Raw genomic sequence first — 24771 nt, 5'->3', positions numbered from 1 at the left:
GATTACCCTTCCTTCACGATGGTATCTAGGCATTCACGAAGTAACAGACCGTACTCGTATTTACCAGGACATACAAAGGTACACAATGCTAGATCTTCTTCATCCAGTTCAAGCGCACCAAGTGCTTGAGCACTATCAGTATCGCCTGCACATAGATCACGAAGTAGCAGTGTCGGTTCCATATCAAGCGGCATTACGCGCTCGTAGTTGCCGATTGGAACCATTGCACGGTCACTACCGTTAGTCGTTGTTGTCATGTTGAACAACTGACCTTTGAAGATGTGACCAAGGAAAGATTTCGTGATTGAGAACTTGTTTTTACCAGGTACAGCCCAGCCAAACAGTTCTTTGTCACGACCTTCGCGTAACACAGAAACTTGTTGGTGGTAACGACCTAGGTAGGCATGTGGACCAGACGCTTGAGTACCAGAAAGTACCGAGCCTGAAATCACACGAACTTCACCAGGCATCAACTCGCTGTCAGTTAGGTCTTCAAGAGAAGCACCAACAACTGTACGAAGAAGACGTGGGTTGTTCACAACAGGACCAGCTAGAGACACAACACGATCAGTGTAAAGCTCACCCGTTAGGAAAAGCTGACCGAACGCGATAACGTCTTGGTAGTTGATGCTCCATGCCACATTTTCTGCATTCACTGGGTATAGGAAATGCATGTGGGTGCCAGCAAGACCTGCTGGGTGAGGGCCATCGAAGACGTGTTCTTCTACGTTTGACTGAGAAGAGCGTGGCAAGCTAGTGCCAGACTTACATACGTAAACCTTGCCTTCTGTCAGGGCTGAAAGAATGTCTAGACCGGCAACGAATGCTTCTTGTTGTTCATTGATGATCAACTCAGGCTGTGCTGCTAGTGGATTAGTATCCATTGCAGTTACGAAAATAGCCTTAGTAGCAGACTCGATTGCTGGAACCTTGCTAAACGGACGAGTACGTAAAGCGGTCCAAAGACCAGATTCAACCAATTGAGTCTTGATCACTTCGCGATCTAGACCTGCTAGTTGAGCTGCTTCGAACTTATCAAATGTAACCTGCTCTTCGCCTGCTACTTCAATCACTACTGATTGAAGTACACGCTTAGCGCCACGGTTAATTTCGATCACTTTACCGGCTGCTGGAGCAGTGAACTTCACGCCAGGGTTCTTTTTGTCTTCAAAAAGAACTTGCGCTTTTTTCACTTCATCGCCAACGCGGACATGCATGGTAGGACGCATGCCAACGTACTCTTCGCCAAGCAAGGCGACTTTTTTGATGGTCTTACCATCATTAATCACCTGGGATGGAGCTCCTGCGATAGGAAGATCCAAGCCCTTCTTTATTGTAATCATACGCACTTGCACTACTTTTATCGGGAAAAAGATTCTTTTGATTGCGTAACTTTTAGACACGACATCAGTGTCCGGTTTTGATGTTGTTTAAAACATCAAAATCGCAACATCCTATTAATTATCTCGTCACAAATATTAGGCGAGATTTATCAGGTGCCGTAGTCTAGCATTTTTTAGGAACTTGATGCCATGACCAATCTTAGGAAAGGAGGGTTTATTTCGGTAGAACAAGGTCTAAAAGGTTAAAGAATAGTCATAAGTTTGACCGAACGCACAAATGCCAATTCCCATATATTTGATATGGAATAAAAACATTCATGCTTTGAAACATGCATTAATTTTCATTCATTTGTTGAAACACTGTTAACACTTTTTATAACCTTTATTTGTGCCACATTTTTGTCCCGAAAAGATGTAAAACAAAAAAAGATGGCCGAAACCATCTTTTTAAATCCGTGTTTTAATCGCGCTCTAGCGACCGCCACCCATACACATAGGACTATCTGGTGCCCCATCTTGTTCAAGCTTCCACTCTTCGTTGGTGTAAGTGTGGATCGCTAATGCATGAATGTGATTATCGAGCTCATCAGCCAATACAGTATGTACCTGACGGTGACGTCCAATAAGGCGCTGACCCGCAAATGCATCACTCACCACAATCACTTTGAAGTGACTTTCAGAACCCGGCGGAACGTTATGCATATAGCTCTCATTGATCACTTTCAAATAATTAGGTTGCAGCTCACTGTGCAGTTTCTTTTCTATGATTTCTTGGATCATATTCAGTCCTCATTGATGCCAATTCGGTAAGTATATACTCTAGTTTACTAAATGAAATCAACGAAACGCCCCGCTGCGAGTTCTTCAACGCCAGGTAGTTCGCTAAAAGCCTGTGAAAATCAGTAAATTTGACAGCTTTTTGTATCTTGAATCTTCATCATTTGCGACAATAATCACTAATTTCCGAATCTACTTACGTTTAGTTATGAAAACCGAATTGAATCTTCATGATCGTAGCCTGACCCTACATCGTTTCCCAATGCGCTCTAATGAGACTCTTCAAGCATGGGACGCAGGTGATGAATACCTCATCAATCACGTGGAAGAACTTGCACTGCCTGACAATCAAAATATCGTGGTTATTAACGATAACTTTGGTGCGTTGGCTTGCTGGTTTTCAGACAAACACAATGTCACTTTAGTCAGTGATTCTTTTATCTCCCACAAGGGAGCACAACAAAACCTAGAGCAAAATGGTGGCAACAAGGTCGCATTTCTCACCACTATGGATGAGATTCCTGCGAATGCAGACTTGGTTTTGTTACAGCTACCTAAAAGCAACCGACATCTTGTTTGGCTGTTGAGTCAATTGCGTAAAACGTTGCCCGCGACCTGCCCTATTATTGCGGTCAATAAAGCGAAAGAGATCCATACTTCGACACTGAAATTATTCGAAAAATACTTAGGCGAGACAAAAACCTCTCTAGCATGGAAAAAACACCGTCTAGTCTTCTCACACGCAAATGCGCAACCTGTTATGGAAGTAGACCCAATGACAGTATGGGGAGTTGACGGTGAAAACATCGAACTCAAAAACCTGCCAAATGTTTACTCTGGTGAAAGCCTGGATTTAGGGGCACGCTTTATGCTTCAACACCTCCCTCAAGATTCGGAGCTAAAACACGTCATCGATCTTGGTTGTGGTAATGGTGTTCTATCCGTAAAGATGGGGCAATTGAATCCCCAAGCACGCCTGACTTGTGTCGATGAGAGCTTTATGGCTGTCGAGTCTGCGAAACAAAACTTATTGGCGAATTTAGGAGAAGAGCGTGATATTCAGTGCATTGCCAACAACTGTTTGGATGGATTTAAATCAAGCAGTACTTGTATGGTGATGTGTAACCCGCCTTTCCACCAGCAGCAAGCGATTACTGATCACATTGCATGGCAAATGTTCTGCGATGCCAAACAAATACTGAACCAAGATGGCAAACTATTGGTCATAGGAAACCGTCACCTTGGTTACGATGCGAAGCTAAAACGTCTATTTGGCGACAAAAATGTGAAATTAGTCGCTTCTAACAATAAGTTCGTGATTTTACAGGCAACGAAAAATCCTGCTAAATTAGGCGCAAAGCAATAAAGTCCTGACTTTAGCAAAATGTTTAAAAGGAATAATAAGATGAAAAAACTGGTACTCGCGGCTTCGGTTGCTTTGCTTGCTGCATGTTCAGCGCCACAACAACCTCAACTGAATCTGATGCCTGAAACGACATTAAGCACAAACCCTATCGTACAAGGTAAGAGCTATAGCCTAACCAGTAAAGATGTACGCGCAGCACAATACGTTGCACTTGTTGACAACGGTCGTTCAAACATTTTGCCTCTTCATGCAAAGCAAAACCTACGCATTTCTCTTGAAGAAGCGCTAGAGAAGCAGTTCTCTTCTCAGGGCTTCCACTCTGATCTAAACAGTGACAATTCGATTGAGCTGCAAGTTCAAGAAGCGTTGGTGAACGTGAAGCATTCAGTGATGGAAAATCATATGGATGCAAAAGTGGTACTAGAGATCACGGCGGAAACTCCGCAAGGCAAGCTTGTTAAGACCTATACTGGTACAGCTAAACGTTCGGGAACATTAAGCGCTTCAGATTCAGATATTGAGCAAACATTAAATGATGTTGTTGCTTTAACATTGAAAGAAATCGCGAATGACCCTGAGCTTCGTCAATACATGCAGGAGCGATTCTAATGCTACGCAAAGTTATTCTTTCTCTCGCGCTATTGAGCTGCAGTGTTTTCGCCGGTCCGAAAGTTGCGTTTGAAACAACACTGGGTAACTTCACCGTTGAGTTAAATGAGGAAAAAGCGCCAATTACTGTCGCTAATTTCCTTAAATATGTCGAAGACGGTAGCTACGAGGGCACCATTTTCCATCGAGTGATCCCTGGCTTTATGGCACAAGGCGGCGGCTTCAACCAAGATATGCAAATGGTGAAGACATACGCACCAATTAAAAACGAAGGTAACAATGGTTTAAACAATGACCGTGCTACTATCGCGATGGCTCGTACCAACGCTCCAGACTCTGCTACTCGCCAGTTTTTCATTAACCTAGTAGATAACGACTTCTTGAACTATGGCGCTCGCCCACCGGGTTACGCTGTGTTTGGCGAAGTCACTGAAGGCTTTGACGTCATTCAAAAGATGGCACAACAGCCAACCAAATCTGTCGGTCGCATGCGCGATGTCCCTGATACGCAAATCGTCATCACCAAAGCAACACTGCTCAAATAGCCAAACTCATAAGCCCTTTGAATATTCGAAGGGCTTTCTCTTTTAGTGGCTCAATTTTAACGGATTGATTTATGTCTTCATTGCCTTCCATCACTTGGTTGGAAACGGTAAAAAGTTACCTTGATAAACGCCTGCTTTGGGTTTTCATGTTGGGTTGCTCCAGTGGCTTCCCATGGGTACTTATTGGTTCAAATATGTCGGGTTGGCTGAAAGATGCAGGTCTCACTCTGTCTGCTATTGGCTACTTCGGCAGTGTATTTGCGGTGTACGCAATCAACTTTATGTGGGCTCCTTTGGTCGATCGCGTCAAGCTGCCTGTATTACATCGCTTGCTAGGGCAGCGTCGTAGCTGGATCTTTCTATGCCAAAGTGTCGTGCTGGTCGCGACTCTATTTATTGCAGGTGTAAATCCAGCGGAAAACCTAGTTTTCACCTCACTGCTCGCATTGTGTATTGCCACCGCGTCAGCAACACAAGACATTGCGATTGATGCATTCCGTATTGATAGCTTTCCAAAATCAGAAGATTCGAAATTACCGCAAGCCTCCGCAATGGCAGTAATTGGTTGGTGGACTGGCTACTCTTTACCTGGTTACTTGGCATTCATCAATGCAGACAGTGTCGGTTGGAATGGCGTGTATTACGGCATGGCTTTTATTGTCATCATTTTGATGCTCTTCACTTTGCTGGTAGGTGAACCGAAAACACAGCGTGAACAACTTCAATCGGAAGCAGAGCAGCGCCATAAAGAAGTAGTTGGCTCTAAATTAGTCGCTTGGTTTACCGTTACCGTTGTAGAACCTTTCTTAGATTTCTTCAATCGAAATGGTGTTCGTGTTGCCATCACGCTTTTATTGTTTGTTTTCCTATTCAAGATTGGGGAAGCATTCTTAGGTCGTATGTCCATCGCTTTCTATAAAGAGATAGGTTTTAGCAACGAGCAAATCGGTTACTACTCGAAACTCATTGGCTGGGGCGCGACCATGCTGTTCACCTTTGTCGGCAGTATGTTCAACGTTAAGTTTGGTATTGTACGTGGCTTGATGATTGGTGGTATTGCAATGGCAGCAAGCAACCTGATGTTTGCTTGGATCGCGAAAGTCGGACCAAATGAACACTTGTTCTTGGCGACGATCATTGTTGATAACTTCACGACGGCATTCTCGACAGTGGCGTTTGTATCATTCTTGACGATATTGACCGGTCAAGCTTTCTCGGCGACTCAATACGCATTGTTGGCGTCGCTAGGTAACTTTGGGCGAACAACATTGGCGTCATTCAGTGGCGAACTGGTCGATTATCTGAATGATTGGACCACATTCTTCGTTATTACTGCCGTAATGGTTGTGCCAAGCTTGATCATGCTCTATTCATTGCGACACTACTTTACTGAGTTGCTGGAAAAGGCAAGACAAAGAAATTAAAGAAAAGATGATGAAGAAAGCCACCGAGATAAGGTGGCTTTTTGTTTGAGTTCCCAGCTTATGGATACATGCCTTTACCAAACAGATTGAAGATTCTCGCGACACCCTGTGTGAATATCATTGGCTCGGTCAGTACCGTCAAACATAAGCAGTCTTCACCGGGCTTAGTAAAAGGGCTATGTTTTACTGACGCATCTCTTACCAGCATATCTCCCACTTCGTAGTGACCATCTTCATCACTGAATCCACCATGGAGTACAAGTGTCGATTCTTGTCCTTTGTGCGTGTGCTGTGGAATACGAACATCTTCGCTTATATACATAAGGTTAACGCGCGCATCTTCCCCTAAATCCAATTGAGCGCTATACACTTTTCCACCGTAACTCTTCCACTCCCCCACTAAATCTGAAAAGCGACTGAGCGTTTTCGGAAGCTTGAAATCTTTACCCGCAACCGCCACCTTCGCTACATCTTTAATAATAATGCTATCTGGTTTGGGCTCTGCCGTAATAATGTCGTTAAACATACTGTCGAACTCTGCATCGTATTCTGGTGAAATGTCATCAACGACAACATTCGCCTGTGCAGCTTCTAACTGATTTACATACGCTCGGCATATGGAACAGTTTTCTAGATGTGTGGCAACCACCAGACCAGAAACTGCATCAATACTTCCGGAAGCGTAAGCTTCTAACAAGTTGTTATCTGGATGTTTGTTCATAATTGCTCCGTATGCATTGAATGCCTCAACTTCTCTACCGCGAGTCTCAATCGTGATTTCACGGTCCCCAAAGGTATGTCGAACAACTCAGCGACTTGTTGGTGTGGCAACTCTTCGAGGTATACTGCCTGCAAAACGTCCCTTTGATTCTTCGGCAGGATGTCTAAAAACTTCACCACCTGATCTTTGAGCATGTCTTGCTCTGGCGAATAGTGGTCCACCAAATCAGGCGGATAATAATCTGATGGCCAAATGTCGTCAGAATGGATGTGTAGGTCCTTACCCTTTTGCTTTCTTAGTAAATCAAAACAAAGGTTACGGATAATGGTGTAAATCCATGTCGACAAAGCACTCTTGGTACCATCGTATAAATGAGCCTTTTGCCATACCGTTGCCATGGTTTCTTGCACCATCTCCATCGCAACTTGCTCGTTACCGACATGTTTGTAGGCGAACTGCTTAAGCTTTGGTGCATAGAAACGAAATACGAAAGCAAAAGCGTCTTTATCACGCGCTTTCACTTTATTCATGTATTCATTCCATTCGCTTCGCCCCAATTTTTGTGGGCTTTCACTCATCATAATCAGCCTTAATTGTTGGGAGGAGTTGCCCCCTCCCATCCTATGTTACTTGGTAATGTCACCAACAAGCAGACCAAAACCACCATTGTCATCAATTGCAATCGCCTGATATACCATGCCATTTTCTAGTGTAGGCAAAGGCGCAGGACCAATGACCGGAGTTTTATCACCTGGCGCTGTTACGGTTACAAAGTAATCGCCAGCAGTGACGTAAACATTTTGAGCACTATCTTTATACGCAAAGTTAGCTAATGCTGGATCACTTTGAGAAATATCTTGCGACGGTGTTAGATAAACATCCACACTTGCGGCTGCTGGATTTGCTGCTGCGTGAGTGACATTCAGTACCGCGCTTGTCGCAATCGATCTTCTGTTGTCCGATACCACAAGAGGCTCTACCGCAAGTGGTACCGCTGTACCCACAGCGTAAACACTGTAAGACATGCCACTATCCAAAGTTACATCAGCATCGATAATAGGGTCAGCTAGCCCCGCATCAACTGTTGCATTGTAGGTACCTGCATCAACCGAAAGGTAATTAGAGATATCTTTAAACATCACGTCGTTAAGTACGACATTGCCATCCAGCGCGACGTCCACATTTGGTGCACCATCGACAAGATGCCCTACTCTCAACTCAGATTTACTGCCTGTATTTAAAATAATAGACGACCCCATACCATCTAGCACTAGTAGCTTGACTGGTGAGTCCGAGATCGTACCGCCGGTTTTAATGGCAGCAATAGTCAAATCTGCGTTTGCAGGGAGCGGTATGGTACCGGAGTCAAAAGCAACGTTACCACCTGCAACAAGACGAACTTGGTAATCACCTGCAGCAATATTGAGGACGTCTGTCGAGTCTTTATACCCAAGAGTGGTAATAGGCGAAGAAGAAGCAAGGTCTGCGCCCGGGGCTGTTACATACAAGTCAACATCACCTACACCAGCAGCCGCATGCACAACTTGTACATCCAAACTGTTTTCATCAGCCATCGACATTGCGCTTCTTGTCACGATCAATGGCTCCACTGGATTAGCCGACCCCATTGCAGCATCACCAACAACAAATGCGGTGTATTTAAGGTCTGAGTCTAAATCCAACGACGTCTTATCAACCACGGTTGCAACTTCGCCACCCGGCAGTTGTACGTCAACTTGAACCGAGTTTGTACCCTCGCGCAGTTTTACGTAACCTGAACCCACACCGTAATCCACCCCGGTTAACGCTGCTTGGTCGTTAATCCAAACATTCGCTAAAGGGGCATCTGCCGACGCGTGTACCGCTTGTAAATTCGAATATTCAATCGAGTCGCTGTCTGAACCACACGCAGCAATCCCTAGCACAGCAACCAAAGTTACTGCGGTTTTAGTTAGTCCTTTCATATCCTAGTCTCTCTTTTCGGTGGGGCGTCTATGGCTTGATTGAGAAATTCCAATGCTGGCAGGCAATCTTTTGCACCAACCAGCTTCTCAAACAACGCACTGTCGAGCGGCAGTAATTCAAGCCAACGTTGGGTGACCCACGAAGCATCATCATAAAAACGATGCTGGTAGAGCCTGCCCACCTGAGGAAACTGTTCGTATATATGATCGAGCTGCTTGCTCAAATAAAGAAAGTTGGGAGTGGGCGTTGGTTCGCACCAATTTTCAATCCACTCAACCTCAGCATGACGAAGACCATCTGAATCTGCTCGTACGCGCGTGACAGTAAAACGCTTTTCACCAACAACGGTGATACCAAGAAGCCCATCACTCAGTGTTTCGAAATCAACGATGGTGACCAAAGTACCAATAGACGACACATTCCCTACTGCTTTTGGATCCTCTCCACTACCAACAAGGCAAACGCCGAACCCGACATTTTGAACGCTGCATTCTTTCACCATGCGTTGATACCGTGGCTCAAAAATGCGCAAATTCATTTTTCCTTCTGGCAGTACAACCGAGGTTAAAGGGAATAACATGACTTCTTTCATTAAATCGTCCTCTTTGATTCCCAAACTCATACGAACGGTGTATTGGAGAGATCACTAACGATTTATGTTGGTTAATCGACTGGCTTAAAAAGTCATAAAAACGTTTACGCAAACGACATGCGTCACATATTTATTGCAAAACGATGCAACAAACAAAAAGTTCCGTGAAATAAACTTATTTCGTGACGAGCTTCACTAAAAACCTTCATTTTTGCATCCTTTATCACTTTCATTTGGGATTTTTATCGCTATTATTCCCGCCAATTGGAAAGCGCAGCAAAGATTGCGTGTTCTGAATCATTACAAACATAGAGAGTCCCCTTATGCGTAAATCACTTTTAGCTCTTAGCCTTCTAGCGGCTACTTCAGCTCCTGTAATGGCTGCTGACTACTCAGACGGCGACATCCACAAGAACGATTACAAGTGGATGCAATTCAACCTAATGGGTGCATTCGATGAAAAGGGTGCAGGCCCTGAATCTAGCCACGATTACCTAGAGATGGAATTTGGCGGTCGCTCTGGTATCTTCGACCTATACGGTTACGTTGACGTGTTCAACCTTACAACTGATCCAGGTAGCGACAAAGCTGGCGCAGAAAAAATCTTCATGAAGTTTGCTCCGCGTATGTCTCTAGACGGTCTAACTGGTAAAGATCTATCTTTCGGTCCAGTTCAAGAGCTTTACGTTGCAACTCTTATGGAGTGGGGTGGTAACTCTGGCGTAAACAACCAAAAAATCGGTCTAGGTTCTGACGTAATGGTTCCTTGGTTTGGTAAAGTAGGTCTAAACCTATACGGTTCATACTACGGTAACCAAAAAGACTGGAACGGTTTCCAAATCTCGACTAACTGGTTCAAACCATTCTACTTCTTCGAGAACGGTTCATTCATTTCTTACCAAGGTTACATCGATTACCAATTCGGTATGGATGACGAGAAAGGTAACAAGTTCAACACTAACACGTCTAATGGCGGCGCTATGTTCAACGGTATCTACTGGCACTCTGACCGCTTTGCTGTAGGTTACGGTCTGAAACTATACAAAGATGTATACGGTTTCGCAGATGGTGAAGCTCTACCATGGACTCAAACTGTTGACTCATCTGGTGTTGCTCACTACGTAGCTGTAACTTACAAGTTCTAATAGAACCGATAAGTTCCCCAAAAATGGCGCCTTCTGGCGCCATTTTTATTTGCTTTCCTTTTTTCCCTCATTATCCTTGCAGCAAACCTTTTTAATGAGAGCGTTTGGTGAATATTCTTATCCTTGGACCTGGAGCCGTTGGCTCACTCTGGGCGACCAAATTCCAACTTGCCGGACACAACGTCTCCTTGTGGGGAAGAACCTCAGATAGTAAGCAACTGCTTCAACTTGATGACTCTCCTGCAATTAATTTTGCTAATCAACACCTTCCTTCTGTACAAGCCGCAGACCTGATTGTTGTGACAGTAAAAGCATGGCAAGTGGACGAAGCGATAACCCCTCTTTTGCCGTATATCAACACTGATACCATTGTAATGCTGATGCACAATGGCATGGGAACAGCACCACTTTTGGAAACAAAGCTCACTGATAACCCTATCGTGATTGCAACCACCACACACGGTGCCTATAAACCAAGCAAAGCACAGGTTCTTCATACTGGTCATGGTCACACCCAATTAGGTGGTTTTAATACCAAAGGCAATCAATGCGAATTTCTCGCGCAAGTGATGAACCACGCTTTACCAGAAGTCAGTTGGAACCCAAACATCAATGCTGCGCTGTGGACCAAGCTTGCGATCAATTGTGCAATCAACCCCCTGACAGCCATCCATCAATGCAAAAATGGTGATCTTGCTGCTCCTGAGTTTGCAGTGACATTAAAAAGCATCACTTATGAGTTGGTAGCAGTCATGAACAAAGAAGAGATAAAGATCGATTTTGACTCTTTACATGCCACAATTATGCAGGTGGTTAACGCTACAGCTGCAAACTACTCTTCTATGAGACAAGATGTCCTTCACCAACGTCGTACCGAGATAGACTTTATTACTGGTTATTTGCTGCAAGCTGCCGAAAAACACCAAATTAGTACGCCAGAGAACGCAAAACTCTATCAACACATCAAACAGATTGAACAAAGCTGGACAGAACAATGAACAAAAAGATCTTAGTACCTATCGCTCCGGGCACAGAGGAAATGGAAGCGGTAACCGTTATCGATATGATGGTTCGTGCTGGCTATGACGTGACGGTAGCAAGCGCAGACTTCGATGGTGCTCTTATAATGAAAGCCTCTCGCGGTGTAACACTGACAGCGGATTGTAAATTGGTTGATATTGCTGACGATGAGTTTGATGCAATTGTTCTGTCTGGTGGTGTTGGCGGCGCAGAAACCTTTCGTGATAGCACCATCATGATTGAGATTCTGAAACAGCATATGTACGAAGGAAAACTAGTTGCCGCGATTTGTGCAGCGCCAGCTTTGGTTTTGCAACATCACAACCTTTACCCTGAAGCCCTGATGACATGTCATCCAAGCTTCCAATCTCATATTCCTGAAGACAAATGGCGAGCTAAACGTGTCACCATGGATGTGAATCACAACCTACTGACAAGTCAGGGACCAGGAACTGCACTTGAGTTCGCGATGGAAATCATTATCAAACTTTCCGGTAAAGAACATGGATGGATGGTTGCTGAGCCGTTAGTCACTATCCCAACACTGCATTATCACGAACTCGGTGACGAATAATGTTTGACGTAAACGCTGTACGCGAACAGTTCCCAGCCCTAAATCAAGACGTCAACCAATCGCCTTTGGTTTACCTTGATAGCGCAGCAACAACACAAAAGCCACAGTGCGTGATCGATGTGATTAGCCGTTACTACAGTGCACAAAATGCTAACGTGCACCGTGGCAGTCACAGCTTAACAGCCAACGCGACCAGTCAATTTGAAACGGCTCGTGAAACTGTTGCGAAGTTCATAGGGGCAAGCAGTTCAAAAGAAATCATTTGGACTCGAGGCGCAACCGAAGCACTAAACCTAATCGCACAAACTTATGCTCGCAGCACACTCCAAGCAGGTGATGAAATCCTGATCAGTGAAATGGAACACCACGCGAACATCGTGCCTTGGCAAATTGTCGCGGAGCAAACGGGCGCGAAAATCGTTAAAGTTCCGATGACCTCCGATTGCCAATTCGATATCAATGCGTTTGAAGCACTATTGTCGGAGCGCTGTAAAATCGTGGCGTGTGCACAAATCACCAATGTCACTGGCTCTCGTCAACCTATCGAGAAAATCATCGCAACGGCACATGCAGCAGGTGCGGTTGTTGTTGTTGATGGTGCTCAAGGTATCGTTCATGAACCGTTGAACTTGGCAGAGCTTGATGTTGATTTTTATGTCTTCTCCGGTCACAAACTGTATGCACCCGCTGGGATTGGCGTACTGTATGGCAAACTTGAACTGTTAGAAGCAATGCCACCATGGCATGGCGGCGGCAAAATGGTCGAAAGAGTCTCGTTTGAGAAAACCACCTTCTCTGCCTTGCCGGGTAAGTTTGAGGCAGGCACACCAAACGTCGCCGGCGCGATTGCTCTAGCGAAAGCCATCGATTGGTACCAAAGCTTCGACCAAGCCGCAGTAGAGGCACATCTGCATTCTCTGCAGGACAAAGCTTACCAAGCACTAAGCCAGTTGGATGACATTCAAATCCTCGGTTACCAACCGAGCGCTTCAGTGCTTACCTTTGTGATGGATGGCGTTCACCACCAAGACATTGCCACGCTGCTTGATCAACAAGGTATCGCTGTTCGCGCCGGGCATCACTGTGCTCACCCTCTGATGGATGCACTTAACGTCAAAGGCACGGTGCGCGTTTCTTTTGGTATCTACAATACGTCAGAGGATGTTGAGAAGCTGATTGCAGCAGTCGAGAAAGCGGTCGATATGCTTTAACCGTAAAAATACCACTGTAGATTTATAGAAAAAGGGTTGAAACCACTTGGCTTCAACCCTTTTCTTTGTTTTGTTCTTTGCGCAATTTTAACTAACGCCAACTACTGAGCCTGTGTTTTGATCTGCTCAACAATCGCTTTCAAACCATTACCACGCGATGGGCTTAGGTGAGCAATTAAACCGAGTTTTTCAAAGTAAGCATCAATATCAAACGCTTGAATTTGCTCTGCCGTTTTACCGTCGTACGCCGCCATCACCAAGGCAATCAAACCACGTACAATACGCGCATCAGAATCAGCACAGAAGTGCCATACACCGTCTTGCTCTTTGCTCACCAGCCATACTAGGCTTTCACAGCCAGATACCGTAACTTGCTCTGATTTAAGCTCTTCAGGCATTTGAGGCAACTTTTTACCCCATTGAATTACCTGACGGTAACGGTCTTCCCAACCTTTAAATTGCTGCATGGTTGCAGCGATGTCTTCACTGGTAATGTCAGTGCCAAACGGCGAAACAGGAAAATCAGTCATGATGCGCTCTCTTCTCTGAATTACTTCTTATGCTTTTGGATCAGCTTTTCAACGATACGAGATACCGCAACAAAACCAAACGTTGCTGTTACAACCGTCGCTGCGCCAAAACCACTCGCACAGTCCATACGTTTTGGGCCTTCTGCTGTCGATTTCACGCCACATACTGAACCATCGGCTTGTGGGTACTTCAATTGCTCGGTAGAGAACACACAATCGATACCAAACTTACGTGCTGGATTTTTCGGGAAGTTATGATGACGACGCAATGTGTCTTTGATCTTCTTAGCCAGTGGATCTTGGATTGTCTTGGTCAGATCTGCCACCATGATTTGGGTTGGATCGATTTGACCACCAGCACCGCCGGTTGTGATCACTTTAATCTTGTTACTACGGCAGTAAGCCAATAGCGACGCTTTTGCTTTTACGCTATCGATCGCATCCAACACGTAATCGAACTCTTTGCTCAAGTACTCGTGCTGGTTATCTGGCGTGATGAAATCGTCAATCAGATTGACCTTACACTCAGGGTTAATCAGCTTAACGCGCTCTGCCATTACTTCAATTTTGCTTTGACCAACCGTGCCAGTCATCGCATGAATTTGACGGTTAATGTTAGTCACACACACGTCATCCATATCGATAAGCGTCAACTCACCAATACCAGTACGTGCCAGCGCTTCTACCGCCCATGAACCAACACCGCCAATACCAATCACACACACGTGTGCAGCACGAAGAATTTCTACTTCGCTGTTGCCGTAGAGACGACGAGTGCCACCAAAACGTTGGTTGTAGCTGTCAGATGCCGGAGTATCGAGTTCACGCATATTGAAGTTCCAGATGATCGATAGAAAAACAAAGAGTGCGATTTATACGCACTCTTTGAGGAAATGTCTAGATGATGAGAGGTGATTCCTCTCACTAGGCGCTTATTGTAACTTCTCTGGTGGTAAAGCCCAAGGCGCTTGCGTTGGTGTGTTTTCCAAACCCAACTTCCATACTCGACCAAAGTGCTTGTAATGACCCGCTTCGGTACCTGCACGTGGCCCCATACCATGGTACAGGTCGAGATGGTTTTGTTTTACCGCTCCGCCAGTGTCCAGCACAATAAGAAGGCGGAGTTGGTGCGCACCACTCCATGTACCGTCTTTATTAAGTAACGGTACTTCTGCCAAAATTGGCGTACCCATAGGAAGAATCGAGCGATCGCCCGCCACCGATGCCATTGGTAATAGAGGGATACCTGCAGAACCCGTTACCGGCGCATCCGCTTGTGGCGCGAAGAAGACATAAGACGGATTTTGCTCAAGCAACTCACGAACCGTTGCTTCATCGTTTGCCATTACCCATTCTTTGATTGCTTTTAATGACATCTTTTCACGTGGTACTTCTCCACGTTCAATCAAAATTCGACCAATGCTCACATAGGCTTTGTTGTTCTTGCCTGCATAAGCAAAATATTCCAACGTGTCATCATCTTCAAAATGAACAAAACCGCTGCCCTGCACTTCCATCATAAATGGGTCGATCATATTTGGCGCGTAACCCAACTCAAGCCCTTGCCCTTCTAGTGCACCGTTGTAGATTTCGGCACGAGTCGGACAATCTGAGCTACACGTCGGCTTGCCATACACTGGGTATTTAAACTTTTCATTTGGCTCATGGCGTAATTCCATCACCGGTGAGAAATATCCAGTAAACAACACGTTACCCTTTTTATCCCCACCACCAAGCTGCGCAGCCTGAATGCCATATGCACTCAAAGCTGTCGTATCGCCACTTTGCAATGCCCACTCGCTCAATTTTTCATACAACGGTTGGTACATTTTTGCCATTGAAGGAGAGTTAATCACCACCTGCTCTGCTTGCTTATTGAATTCAGTAAAGTCTTGCGGTTTGTTTGATTCCACCACATCCGTTTTATTTAGGATGTTTGGAAACTCGCCATCTAAATATTGTTGAGCGCGATCGTTTTGCTCGGCGGCACAACCAAATAGCAAAGCTAAAGAAACGATAGGAAGGAGTTTTTTAAGCACGTGTTTTTTCCATAAAAGAAGATAGCAAAAGGATGGCAAACAAATGCACACGACGCAATTGAAAAGCTGCGACAAAGTGTATCAGCGCTAAGGCAAATGCTCTGTTTGCTGTCAATTTATCCATTTAAACTGGGTTGAGAATAATAACAGCAATGGAATCAAACGATTGTCCGGAAAATGTTTGTGAAAAGTCGCAAGAACATAAAGATGTGACAAAACGCGACGCCCTGCCATCATGCAACGAATCGCGCTTTAAAAGAGTGGGTTATCGAACCGCTAAGTTAGAGTGTCCTTCTAAATGAAAAACGGGCAGATAATGGGCATTCGCATCTAATTTCATCTCGGCATAGTGCTGCCCGACAAACTCAAAAGTGCGAACAGTTGAACCCACTTTATAAGACAAGCTATCACCATCGAACTCAAAGTCAGTAGCGACCGTGGAGCCACGAACCATCACCCCTCGTTCACTCAGGATGAACTCTTCGCGGGCATAAGGTGCAACATCTTGCTCCACCCACTTGCCATAAACGGTAGATTTAGGAATCGGCGGATTTACATAGCGCGTAATTAAGTCGCCGTACATCAAAAGAACGGCAATCGTCCCAACAAGCGCAGTTAACATCAGAGAACGTTCTGTCCACTTGCGTAATGTCGATTTGGTTGATGAATTTTGCTCGGTTTGAGCAGTGATCGCAGCATTCTTATTTACAACTGAAGACATGAGGCTCACGTAATTAAACTAGACCGGAGCATTGTACCCTCTTCGCCCAAACAGAACCAAGTATCATACTCTCGATGTTTGGACTCTATTCCAAAAAATTGCCTTGCCAACAATTGAATAAAAAGACAATATTAGAGCATAAATAAACACAAGGAATGGCTGTAGTGAAAATTCGTAGTACTGCTCTGGTTAAAGGATTTCGTCAATCCACGCCCTATGTAAACGCACACCGTGGAAAAACCATGGTGCTGATGTTAGGCGGCGAAGCGGTTGCTGATAAGAACTTTGGCAACATTATCAATGACATTGCATTGATGCACAGCCTTGGCATCAAAGTCGTCATCGTCTATGGCGCTAGACCACAGATCAATCAACTGCTGGAAAAACAAGACCTTACTACGCCATATCATAAGAATATCAGGATCACCGACGAAGCCGCACTTTCGGTAGTTATGCAAGCAGCGGGGCAACTTCAGCTAGCCATTACCGCACGCTTATCTATGAGCCTTAACAACACACCAATGGCAGGCACGCAACTCAACGTTGTAAGCGGTAACTTTGTCATCGCTCAACCTCTTGGTGTTGATGATGGCGTCGACTATTGCCATAGCGGTCGCATCCGTCGAATCGATACCGATGCTATTCACCGTACACTCGATCAAGGTTCGATTGTGTTACTCGGTCCTATTGCCAGCTCAGTAACTGGTGAATGTTTTAATCTGCTTTCTGAGGAAGTGGCGACTCAACTTGCGATCAAGTTGGGAGCAGATAAACTGATTGGGTTCTGTTCAGAACAAGGGGTCATTGATGACAATGGCAATGCGGTGGCGGAATTATTCCCTATCGAAGCCGAACATGTCATTAAAAAGCTCACTGAAAATACATCCCCAGACAGCGATTACCACTCTGGAACTCTGCGTTTTCTTAACGGTTCGATTGCAGCTTGCCGAGCTGGAGTACCTCGAAGCCACCTTATTAGTTACAAGGTGGATGGCGCACTTATCCAAGAATTGTTCTCTTTTGACGGTATCGGTACACAAGTCGTCATGGCAAGTGCAGAGCAAGTGCGCGGAGCCAATATTGATGATATCGGTGGTATCTTAGAATTGATTCGACCTTTGGAAGAACAAGGCGTGTTGGTGAGACGTTCCCGAGAACAATTGGAGCAAGAAATTGGTAAATTTACTATTATCGAAAAAGACGGTCTGATTATCGGATGCGCCGCCTTGTATCCCTATGTCGAAGAACGCAAAGCAGAAATGGCGTGTGTCGCCATCCATCAAGACTATCGCGATGGCAATCGAGGATTGTTATTGCTGAATTATATGAAGCATCGCTCTAAGTCTGACGACATCAACCAAATCTTTGTACTCACTACGCACAGCTTACATTGGTTCAGAGAACAAGGCTTTTATGAAGTAGGCGTCGATTACCTACCAGGAGCAAAGCAAGGTTTGTATAACTTCCAGCGCAAGTCAAAAATCTTAGCTTTAGATCTATAGAAACAACGAGCAAGGGCACGGCACGAAAACTACATACCTTATTATGCAAAGCATTACATTGACACTGGTCGCAATTTAACCTTTTCAATATACATACTGTTGGTTATACTCTGTTCAATGTTTGATTGAGTTTTAATCAATCAACAGTATGGATCTAGGTGAACGTTCTTCACCCTAAAGTGCTGAGAGCTTTGACAACTCAGCACGATACATCAAGGACAGCTGTTACTCTTAAAATGAATAAGATGAGCACTGTTATGAGAACCATTATTTGCAATTCGCTTCAGAGCTTTTGGGATATGGCAGACAACCAGTTTTTGGAAGGGCTTGATGTCCATTGCGTGTTCCCCGTCAATGATGCCATCAGAGATTTTATCTTGGCTTATCAGCAGCAGTACAAAATTCGCAGCGTGTCATTTACCAATGCGTTTACACAAAATTAAAAAAGACCGAGCATCGTGCTCGGTCTTTTTGTTTTAACTAGATAAACGAGATACTAACCCACTCGATCGGGTAGTTTTCACCTTAATACCACGCTTGAGGACATTCATCTCAGCGTACATCGCAAGGCGTTTCTTCGCGCGAGTAATTCCTGTGTAGATCAGCTCGCGAGTGAGGATTGGACTGAAATCTGGCGGCAAAATCATTAGCGTGTATTCAAACTCACTGCCCTGTGATTTATGAATGGTCATCGCATATGCGGTTTCATGCTCAGGGACTCGGCTTGGCAGCACCGACTTCACGCTGCCATCCGGCAGTTCGAAGAACACTTTAAGACGCGGTTCACCTTCGCTGTCGTCTCGCATACAAATGCCGATGTCACCGTTGTATAATCCCAAGCCATGATCGTTACGCGTGACCATCACTGGTCTACCGTGGTACCAAAGTTCTTCTTGGGTTTGAATCAACTTACGTGCCGCGAGTGCTTTTTCAATGCGTTGGTTTAAACCGGTCACACCAAAATCACCTTCACGGATGGCACACAATAATCGGCATTGATTAAAGGTATCCAACACGGCTTTGGCTTTGTGGGTCAGTGTTTCTGGCTCCCCAGTCTTCTGGTCAATCTCTTGCTGTCCGATGCGTTTCAAATAACGACCATATTCGGCAACCAAAGTCTGCATCATCTGATTGTAGTTTTGACTGCTCAGTGCGAAATGCTCGATATCAGCAAAATCACGATTCCACACGTCGTCTACTTTTGCGGCTGAGCCTGCATTGACCGCTTTCGCTAGCTGACCGATACCAGAACGGGCATCGAATCGGTAACTCTTTTGCAGCATACACAAACTATCGGCAATCGAAGCATTACTGTTGGTGCTGTACGCCAAGGTGTCAAAGCCTGTTAACTTCGCGACTGCAGACGCCTGCTCTTTGCCGAAGCCAAATGCGTGGAACGAACAGATATCACCTAGCACCGCACCTGCCTCTACCGATGCTAACTGGTCTTTATCTCCCAGTAGAATCAAACGTGCATGCTTTGGCAGCGCATCGACGACTTTGTACATCATCGGCAGATCGACCATGGAGGCTTCATCCACCACTAAAATATCGAGGTGCAGCGGATTTTGTTTGTTGTGACGAAACTCTGCACTGTTCGGGATCGCGCCCAACAGGCGATGCAAAGTGCTCGATTCGGTTGGAATCTTCGCTTTAAGCTCAGGCTCCACTGGCAACTCTTGAATCGCTTTACCAATAGATTCCGTCAAACGCGCTGCCGCTTTACCTGTTGGCGCCACCAGCTTGATGGTGAGGTTTTTCTCTTGTCCTGCTTGCTCAATCAATGCGGCAAGCAGTTTGGTTACCGTAGTGGTTTTACCCGTACCCGGACCACCGGAAATCACCGCAAAACGACGCGTCAGTGCCACCGCAGCAGCGACTTTCTGCCAGTTAACACAAGCCGATAATGGTACAAGCTTGTTCAGTACTTGCAATTCATGAACTTGTTTCGCTTGGCAGACTGCCGCATCAATGGCAGCCCAATCGAGACTGTCTACAGTAACCACATCCAAATGGTCACAGACTAATTGCTGGCGTAGCACCTGGTTACTGGTTCCTGCCTCTGTCGCTTTGGCTAATGCATTGAACAGAAAGTGGTACTGACGAGCGAATAAATGATGCAGCAACTCAGACAAACGTGTGAACTCTTGAGGCTGTAGATTTACAGCCGCACTGAGTTGATTGAGCTTGTCCGCCAACGTCACTTCATAGTGCCAGTAACGATGTAAGTAGAGACGCTCACCATCAAACATCATTGGCAAGGCTTCACCTTGAGCACCAACCAAAGGCGACGCTTGCAGAAGCTCAACCCAGTTAACGCCTTGCAGCTGAGTATTAAGCGCTAACGCAGACTCTCCAAACAGACCAAGCTTACTGGCAAGATCCGCTGGTTGCCCTTGGCTATCAAACAGAGGCAAACAGATATGTCCTTTCCCCAACTCACTGCTGACCACGCCAGCAATAAATGCCAGTTCTTGGCTGTTCGCTTGTTGCTCAACTTGCGAATAGATAAAGCGCGCGAACTGGAAATCCAACTGGCGAATCGCCCCTTTATTTGCTAGCGATTCTAACGTTTCCAATAGATCTGGTGTTGCCGCTAGATCTCGTGTTGCCACTGGGCTGCTTTGCTCAGAAAGAAGATCATTAGTTTTCATCAAATTAACTCCATCTGACCAGATTCACTGGATCGCGTGTCAGGTGCTTGACCATCAATCAAATGATCCATCTCTTGTAAAAATTCAAAGGTTGGCTTGGCAGAAAAAACACCATGATCACTTTGCCCATCCATACCACGCAAGAACAGGTAATAAACGCCGCCAAAGTGCTGTTCATAATCATAATTTGGCAATCTGCTACGCAAGAAACGATGCAGCGCCAAAGCGTAGATTTGGTATTGCAGATCGTAGCGATGATCCGCCATCGCCGACTTCAACGCATCGCCATGGTAATGGAATACATCATCACCTAAGTGGTTCGATTTCCAGTCGAGGACGTAGTATTTGCCTTGGTGCTCAAACACCAAGTCAATAAAGCCTTTCAACATGCCTTGCACGGTTTGGAAACCCAAATCGCCCGCTTTGGCAGACAGCGGATCATGACGTTGAATCACGCGGTTCAATGCAGGTGCAGACAACACTTCAATCGGCAATAAGAATTCCATCTCAACCAAACGCTGCGCCGGGCCTTTTTGATTGAGCAGCAGGGCTTTGCTATCCAACGGCGTTGCCAGCACGGTATCAATCAACTGTTGCAGGATTGGCAGCCACTCTTCATCAAGCTGCTCACTTTCCATTAAACCGAGGATGATTTGGGTGTTCTCTTCCGATGTCGCAGGTTGAGTAAACTCTATTTCCTCAAATAAGCTGTGCAGGAAAGTACCCGGACGTGCGCCACGCGGGAAGTTGAAGATAGAGCGTTCTGGCTCAACCAATTCCGCCTCATCTTGCTCTTCTGAAGAATCGATATCAAAGCCGGTGATTTCAATCGTCGCGTCATGTTCAGCATGATGAGAACCTTGCTTAACCAAGCCCGAGTAACTGGTAATGCGCCAGTTTCTATCAATCGGGTTTTGCAGCTCTTTGGCAGTCAACGCTTCTAACTCGGTTTGCTCCGCAACATACATCTCGTCGTGCTGCTTTGGAGGCTCACAAATCACGACGTTATCGAGATTCTCTTGCTGCTTCTTCAGTCCTACAAACAGGTCGTTGATGCCACCCTCTTGACCATTTTGCACCAAGTAACCAATCGCACTGTGATGCACGCCGGTTGGCTCTTTGGTTGAGCGACCATTGCGCAGCGGCGAAGCGCCAATAAAGCAGGCATACACGGCTCGCGTTAGCGCTACGTATATAAGACGCAAGTCTTCAGCAAGGCGCTCTTTATCTGCCTGTTTTAACGACGCATCATTACCAGTGATATCGAGTACGGTGCGATCGTTCTCTGCGTCGTAGTATTTGGCTTCACTTGCTTCTCGATAACCAAACACAAATGGCAAGAAGACCAAGTCATATTCCAGACCTTTAGATTTGTGAATGGTGACGATTTGCACCAAGTTACGCTCTGATTCCAGACGCTGAATTTGGTCATCACTGCCACCTAGCCCATGTTCTGCATCGCTGATGGATTGCGCTAACCAACGCAGCAAACCGTGGTCGCTGTCTAATTCGTTGCTCGCTTGCTGCAATAGTTCGCCAATGTGCATCAGATCGGTAAGTACTCGCTCACCGTTCTCACTTTGCGAGCTCGCCCCTTCTTCTAGCAAACGCTCAGCAATATGACGCTTACTGATCACTGCTCGCAGCATAGGAAGCACACCACGTTGCACCCAAAGCTTACGGTATTCTTTGAACTCGTTAACCGCGTTTTCCCACACGGTTTCATCGTTGTTGAGGGCGTCTAAGCTGGCTGCATCTAGAGCAAATAATTCTGATGCTAGGCTGGCACGCAATGCTCTGTCATTTTCTGGCGTTAACACCGCTTGCAGCAAACGCTGTAAGTCTTGTGCGACGGAACTGGTAAACACGCTATCGCGGTTAGAAAGATACACGCTGGCAATGCCTTGGTCTGCTAACGCCTGTTTGACCATGCGACCTTCGCTACCCGTTCGTACCAGCACCGCAATGTCGCCCGCTTTGACTGGTTTCTGCTTTTCGCCATTGACCAGACACGCTTGACCTTGTTGCGCTGAGGTCAAAATGGTTTGAATTTGGCTTGCTGTCGCCTCTGCCATAGCGGTGAGGTATTCACCTTTTGGCAGAGGTTTATCTTCCGCTTCTTGCAGCCAATAAGTCAGTGCAGGCTGTTTTTTACCACCCATGGTCCAAACGCGTTTGTCGGCACTTGGGCTGTAATCCACAGAATGGAATGGAATGTCAGAGTCATAAATAAACGGGCTATCGGGCAGAGCAAAAATCTGGTTCACAGCCAATACCATATCGGCACTTGAGCGCCAGTTGGTACCAAGCGTGTAGTGAGCACTAACTTGGTTACGAGCCTTAATGTAAGTGAAGATATCCGCCCCACGAAAGCCGTAAATCGCCTGCTTCGGGTCACCGATCATAAACAAACCGCACTCAGGATTATCCAAATAAATGCGGCTAAAAATACTGTATTGCAGTGGGTCGGTATCTTGGAATTCATCGATCATCGCAACCGGATAAAGCGTGCGAATGCGCTCTGTCAGTAGTGCGGTTTCATCGGTATCAATCGAGGCAGAAAGCTGAGTCAGCAAGTCATCAAATGACAACCATTGCTTCTGATTTTTTGCTTTTGCCAGCATCACGCGACAATGCTCAATCGCATGAGCTAACAATGGCGCTTTTAAGCTGATTGGGTTGGCAAGAAAAGCTTCTATCGCGTCAAACACCGGGTGCTGTGGCGCAGTGCCTTTCGGGGTTTTCTCAAACAACACATTCTGGGCGAACTTCTCCAGCTTATCTGGATAGTCATAGCCCGTGGTTTCTGTCGAAGCCCATGCGTTTACCGCTTCTAACCATGTCGGTAAAGACTTTTTAGTGTAGCTGCGTTTGTTGACGTCGGAATCAGAAATCAGTGCGAGGAAATCCTCTTGGCTATCACACCATTGGGCTTTCAAAGCATCAATTTGCTTTAAGTTTTGCTCATGCAAATCGGCAAGGCTACCTTGCATTGCAGGAACAGAGAGACTTAGCGGCGCACCCGTGAGGTAGTTGCTGATGTCATACAACAGATCCGATGGCGAGCCCCATAGTTGACGCACTTCTCCTGCCAAAGCGAATGGCAGAGGATAGAAGTTGCGACGCCAATAATCGGCAACCACTTGCGCTTTAAGATGGCTTTCGTCTGTCACAAACTCATTATTGAAACGACTACCGGATTCGAATGCGTTTTGCGTCAGCATGCGTTGACAGAAACCGTGAATGGTGTACACCGCGGCTTCATCCATTTGGCGCTCTGCTTGCAATAGGATCTCAGCGGCTTGCTTATGATCCTCAACTTCTTCCAGCAAAGGTTGAATCACAGGATCTGAGCTTTGTCCGCGAGCGAATGCGATCCTCGCGTCGTGAATACGCGCACGAATACGATCACGTAACTCTGCAGTTGCGGCTTCGGTAAAAGTCACTACCAGAATTTGATCCACAGTCAACGGCACGCGATGTTTGGTATCAGTCGTGCCATGCCCTAGTAGGAGTCGCAGATACAAACCCGCGATGGTAAAGGTTTTACCCGTACCCGCAGATGCTTCAATTAGCCTTGCACCATGCAGCGGAAAAGTCATGGTTTGCAGTGGAGTTGGAACTGACATTTGCGCCATAACGCTGAATCTCTCCAAGTATTCAACAAGGACATGTGGATCTTCAAAGGCGTTTCGCATCTAAAGATCAACAAACCCTATAATGTGATCTATCGTTAAAAATTTTATTAATGAGTCTAATAGGTTGGAATATTTAAACCTTTGTGGGATCTCACTCACGGTTATCATTACGGAGTACCGTTAGTATGCGCCTCACGAGATAAGCCAAGCCATTCAGGCGGCTACACTCAAACGAATCATGGTCCCTCTGACCTTGTGGCCGTACAGCGAACGCCCTACAAAAAATAATGATTTTCTGGCGGCCACCCTACTCTCTTCTTTATCTAAATAATCCAACTTATTCTTATACCCAAGTGACTTCAAGATACAGGATTCAGAGCGTTGTCACTGATTCC

22 protein-coding genes are annotated in these 24771 nt (G+C 45.8%); 10 read left to right on the top strand and 12 right to left on the bottom strand.

Annotation, left to right across the window (positions count from 1 at the left end):
• Positions 1 to 2 precede the first annotated feature (2 nt).
• Together ABMY42_RS06305 and bolA are read right to left on the bottom strand one after the other, a co-directional pair.
• Complete coding sequence (locus ABMY42_RS06305) at positions 3 to 1343, bottom strand: Na(+)-translocating NADH-quinone reductase subunit A (protein ID WP_005450950.1); 1341 nt, start codon at positions 1341 to 1343, stop codon at positions 3 to 5.
• A gap of 471 nt (positions 1344 to 1814) precedes the next feature.
• Positions 1815 to 2123, bottom strand: coding sequence for a transcriptional regulator BolA (bolA, locus tag ABMY42_RS06300; protein ID WP_005436644.1), 309 nt, complete (start codon positions 2121 to 2123; stop codon positions 1815 to 1817).
• A gap of 205 nt (positions 2124 to 2328) precedes the next feature.
• Between bolA and ABMY42_RS06295 the strand changes: the two genes are divergently transcribed.
• The 4 genes from ABMY42_RS06295 (at position 2329) to ABMY42_RS06280 (ending at position 6064) form a co-directional block, all read left to right on the top strand.
• The gene (locus ABMY42_RS06295) at positions 2329 to 3486 is read left to right on the top strand and encodes a methyltransferase (RefSeq protein ID WP_029790424.1); all 1158 of its coding nucleotides are present in this window, start codon (positions 2329 to 2331) and stop codon (positions 3484 to 3486) included.
• 39 nt (positions 3487 to 3525) lie between these two features.
• Complete coding sequence (locus ABMY42_RS06290; RefSeq protein ID WP_009698663.1) at positions 3526 to 4095, top strand: YajG family lipoprotein; 570 nt, start codon at positions 3526 to 3528, stop codon at positions 4093 to 4095.
• Positions 4095 to 4640 carry a peptidylprolyl isomerase gene (locus tag ABMY42_RS06285; RefSeq protein WP_005450945.1) on the top strand — a complete coding sequence of 182 codons (546 nt, stop codon included), beginning with the start codon at positions 4095 to 4097 and terminating at the stop codon, positions 4638 to 4640. The genes ABMY42_RS06290 and ABMY42_RS06285 overlap by 1 nt, the downstream gene beginning before the upstream one ends.
• A 71-nt stretch (positions 4641 to 4711) precedes the next feature.
• Entirely contained in the window at positions 4712 to 6064 is a 1353-nt protein-coding gene (locus ABMY42_RS06280) for an MFS transporter (protein WP_009698664.1), read from the top strand.
• A gap of 58 nt (positions 6065 to 6122) precedes the next feature.
• On the opposite strand, the gene ABMY42_RS06275 is transcribed toward ABMY42_RS06280, so the two are convergent.
• Genes ABMY42_RS06275 through ABMY42_RS06260 form a run of 4 tightly spaced genes read right to left on the bottom strand, consistent with a single transcriptional unit; the run spans position 6123 to position 9342 of the window.
• Complete coding sequence (locus ABMY42_RS06275) at positions 6123 to 6785, bottom strand: ChrR family anti-sigma-E factor (RefSeq protein WP_349266134.1); 663 nt, start codon at positions 6783 to 6785, stop codon at positions 6123 to 6125.
• On the bottom strand, positions 6782 to 7366 hold the full coding sequence (locus tag ABMY42_RS06270) for an RNA polymerase sigma factor (RefSeq protein WP_005450938.1): 585 nt from the start codon (positions 7364 to 7366) through the stop codon (positions 6782 to 6784). The genes ABMY42_RS06275 and ABMY42_RS06270 overlap by 4 nt, the downstream gene beginning before the upstream one ends.
• A 45-nt stretch (positions 7367 to 7411) precedes the next feature.
• Positions 7412 to 8749: a DUF4397 domain-containing protein gene (locus ABMY42_RS06265; RefSeq protein WP_050932569.1), complete on the bottom strand. Its 1338-nt coding sequence runs from the start codon at positions 8747 to 8749 to the stop codon at positions 7412 to 7414.
• Complete coding sequence (locus tag ABMY42_RS06260) at positions 8746 to 9342, bottom strand: LON peptidase substrate-binding domain-containing protein (RefSeq protein WP_005450933.1); 597 nt, start codon at positions 9340 to 9342, stop codon at positions 8746 to 8748. Before ABMY42_RS06260 ends, ABMY42_RS06265 begins: the two co-directional genes overlap by 4 nt.
• A 323-nt stretch (positions 9343 to 9665) precedes the next feature.
• On the opposite strand from ABMY42_RS06260, the gene ABMY42_RS06255 reads away from it, so the two are divergent.
• From ABMY42_RS06255 to csdA, 4 genes are all read left to right on the top strand, one after another.
• A complete protein-coding gene (locus ABMY42_RS06255) occupies positions 9666 to 10487 on the top strand; it encodes an outer membrane protein OmpK (RefSeq protein WP_069687430.1) in 822 nt (273 codons plus the stop codon).
• 107 nt (positions 10488 to 10594) lie between these two features.
• Positions 10595 to 11485 carry a 2-dehydropantoate 2-reductase gene (gene panE / locus ABMY42_RS06250; protein WP_009698666.1) on the top strand — a complete coding sequence of 297 codons (891 nt, stop codon included), beginning with the start codon at positions 10595 to 10597 and terminating at the stop codon, positions 11483 to 11485.
• Positions 11482 to 12081, top strand: a complete 600-nt coding sequence (locus ABMY42_RS06245) for a DJ-1 family glyoxalase III (protein WP_009703907.1) — start codon at positions 11482 to 11484, stop codon at positions 12079 to 12081. The genes panE and ABMY42_RS06245 overlap by 4 nt, the downstream gene beginning before the upstream one ends.
• Entirely contained in the window at positions 12081 to 13292 is a 1212-nt protein-coding gene (gene csdA / locus ABMY42_RS06240; RefSeq protein ID WP_349266133.1) for a cysteine desulfurase CsdA, read from the top strand. The genes ABMY42_RS06245 and csdA overlap by 1 nt, the downstream gene beginning before the upstream one ends.
• Positions 13293 to 13393: 101 nt before the next feature.
• Here the strand turns inward: csdA and csdE are convergent, their stop codons facing one another.
• The 4 genes from csdE to ABMY42_RS06220 all read right to left on the bottom strand — a co-directional run bounded on the left by csdE (position 13394) and on the right by ABMY42_RS06220 (position 16582).
• On the bottom strand, positions 13394 to 13822 hold the full coding sequence (gene csdE, locus ABMY42_RS06235) for a cysteine desulfurase sulfur acceptor subunit CsdE (protein WP_005450927.1): 429 nt from the start codon (positions 13820 to 13822) through the stop codon (positions 13394 to 13396).
• Positions 13823 to 13842: 20 nt separating this feature from the next.
• The gene (gene tcdA / locus ABMY42_RS06230) at positions 13843 to 14652 is read right to left on the bottom strand and encodes a tRNA cyclic N6-threonylcarbamoyladenosine(37) synthase TcdA (RefSeq protein WP_005427322.1); all 810 of its coding nucleotides are present in this window, start codon (positions 14650 to 14652) and stop codon (positions 13843 to 13845) included.
• A gap of 102 nt (positions 14653 to 14754) precedes the next feature.
• Positions 14755 to 15861, bottom strand: a complete 1107-nt coding sequence (gene mltA / locus ABMY42_RS06225; RefSeq protein WP_009698669.1) for a murein transglycosylase A — start codon at positions 15859 to 15861, stop codon at positions 14755 to 14757.
• A gap of 265 nt (positions 15862 to 16126) precedes the next feature.
• The gene (locus tag ABMY42_RS06220; protein ID WP_005450924.1) at positions 16127 to 16582 is read right to left on the bottom strand and encodes a DUF2850 domain-containing protein; all 456 of its coding nucleotides are present in this window, start codon (positions 16580 to 16582) and stop codon (positions 16127 to 16129) included.
• Between the two features lie 164 nt (positions 16583 to 16746).
• Here ABMY42_RS06220 and argA point away from each other — a divergent pair, with 164 nt between their 5' ends.
• On the top strand, positions 16747 to 18084 hold the full coding sequence (gene argA, locus ABMY42_RS06215; protein ID WP_009698671.1) for an amino-acid N-acetyltransferase: 1338 nt from the start codon (positions 16747 to 16749) through the stop codon (positions 18082 to 18084).
• 257 nt (positions 18085 to 18341) lie between these two features.
• Positions 18342 to 18527: a hypothetical protein gene (locus ABMY42_RS06210; RefSeq protein ID WP_005450921.1), complete on the top strand. Its 186-nt coding sequence runs from the start codon at positions 18342 to 18344 to the stop codon at positions 18525 to 18527.
• Between the two features lie 33 nt (positions 18528 to 18560).
• On the opposite strand, the gene recD is transcribed toward ABMY42_RS06210, so the two are convergent.
• Complete coding sequence (gene recD, locus ABMY42_RS06205) at positions 18561 to 20738, bottom strand: exodeoxyribonuclease V subunit alpha (RefSeq protein WP_349266132.1); 2178 nt, start codon at positions 20736 to 20738, stop codon at positions 18561 to 18563.
• Positions 20738 to 24376 (bottom strand): exodeoxyribonuclease V subunit beta, encoded by a 3639-nt coding sequence (gene recB / locus ABMY42_RS06200; protein ID WP_349266131.1) that lies wholly within the window; start codon positions 24374 to 24376, stop codon positions 20738 to 20740. The genes recD and recB overlap by 1 nt, the downstream gene beginning before the upstream one ends.
• Between the last annotated feature and the right edge of the window lie 395 nt (positions 24377 to 24771).

This window comes from Vibrio sp. SSH13-20 (assembly GCF_040104475.1).
Classification (GTDB): domain Bacteria; phylum Pseudomonadota; class Gammaproteobacteria; order Enterobacterales; family Vibrionaceae; genus Vibrio; species Vibrio harveyi.
This window is presented reverse-complemented; position numbering and strand designations above follow the sequence as displayed.

What these genes read in the sequence shown, in the direction of transcription:
- ABMY42_RS06305 (WP_005450950.1), bottom strand. Translation starts at nt 1,343, where the DNA reads ATGATTACAATAAAGAAGGGCTTGGATCTTCCTATCGCAGGAGCTCCA.
- bolA (WP_005436644.1), bottom strand. Translation starts at nt 2,123, where the DNA reads ATGATCCAAGAAATCATAGAAAAGAAACTGCACAGTGAGCTGCAACCT.
- ABMY42_RS06295 (WP_029790424.1), top strand. Translation starts at nt 2,329, where the DNA reads ATGAAAACCGAATTGAATCTTCATGATCGTAGCCTGACCCTACATCGT.
- ABMY42_RS06290 (WP_009698663.1), top strand. Translation starts at nt 3,526, where the DNA reads ATGAAAAAACTGGTACTCGCGGCTTCGGTTGCTTTGCTTGCTGCATGT.
- ABMY42_RS06285 (WP_005450945.1), top strand. Translation starts at nt 4,095, where the DNA reads ATGCTACGCAAAGTTATTCTTTCTCTCGCGCTATTGAGCTGCAGTGTT.
- ABMY42_RS06280 (WP_009698664.1), top strand. Translation starts at nt 4,712, where the DNA reads ATGTCTTCATTGCCTTCCATCACTTGGTTGGAAACGGTAAAAAGTTAC.
- ABMY42_RS06275 (WP_349266134.1), bottom strand. Translation starts at nt 6,785, where the DNA reads ATGAACAAACATCCAGATAACAACTTGTTAGAAGCTTACGCTTCCGGA.
- ABMY42_RS06270 (WP_005450938.1), bottom strand. Translation starts at nt 7,366, where the DNA reads ATGATGAGTGAAAGCCCACAAAAATTGGGGCGAAGCGAATGGAATGAA.
- ABMY42_RS06265 (WP_050932569.1), bottom strand. Translation starts at nt 8,749, where the DNA reads ATGAAAGGACTAACTAAAACCGCAGTAACTTTGGTTGCTGTGCTAGGG.
- ABMY42_RS06260 (WP_005450933.1), bottom strand. Translation starts at nt 9,342, where the DNA reads ATGAAAGAAGTCATGTTATTCCCTTTAACCTCGGTTGTACTGCCAGAA.
- ABMY42_RS06255 (WP_069687430.1), top strand. Translation starts at nt 9,666, where the DNA reads ATGCGTAAATCACTTTTAGCTCTTAGCCTTCTAGCGGCTACTTCAGCT.
- ABMY42_RS06245 (WP_009703907.1), top strand. Translation starts at nt 11,482, where the DNA reads ATGAACAAAAAGATCTTAGTACCTATCGCTCCGGGCACAGAGGAAATG.
- csdA (WP_349266133.1), top strand. Translation starts at nt 12,081, where the DNA reads ATGTTTGACGTAAACGCTGTACGCGAACAGTTCCCAGCCCTAAATCAA.
- csdE (WP_005450927.1), bottom strand. Translation starts at nt 13,822, where the DNA reads ATGACTGATTTTCCTGTTTCGCCGTTTGGCACTGACATTACCAGTGAA.
- tcdA (WP_005427322.1), bottom strand. Translation starts at nt 14,652, where the DNA reads ATGCGTGAACTCGATACTCCGGCATCTGACAGCTACAACCAACGTTTT.
- ABMY42_RS06220 (WP_005450924.1), bottom strand. Translation starts at nt 16,582, where the DNA reads ATGTCTTCAGTTGTAAATAAGAATGCTGCGATCACTGCTCAAACCGAG.
- ABMY42_RS06210 (WP_005450921.1), top strand. Translation starts at nt 18,342, where the DNA reads ATGAGAACCATTATTTGCAATTCGCTTCAGAGCTTTTGGGATATGGCA.
- recD (WP_349266132.1), bottom strand. Translation starts at nt 20,738, where the DNA reads ATGAAAACTAATGATCTTCTTTCTGAGCAAAGCAGCCCAGTGGCAACA.
- recB (WP_349266131.1), bottom strand. Translation starts at nt 24,376, where the DNA reads ATGGCGCAAATGTCAGTTCCAACTCCACTGCAAACCATGACTTTTCCG.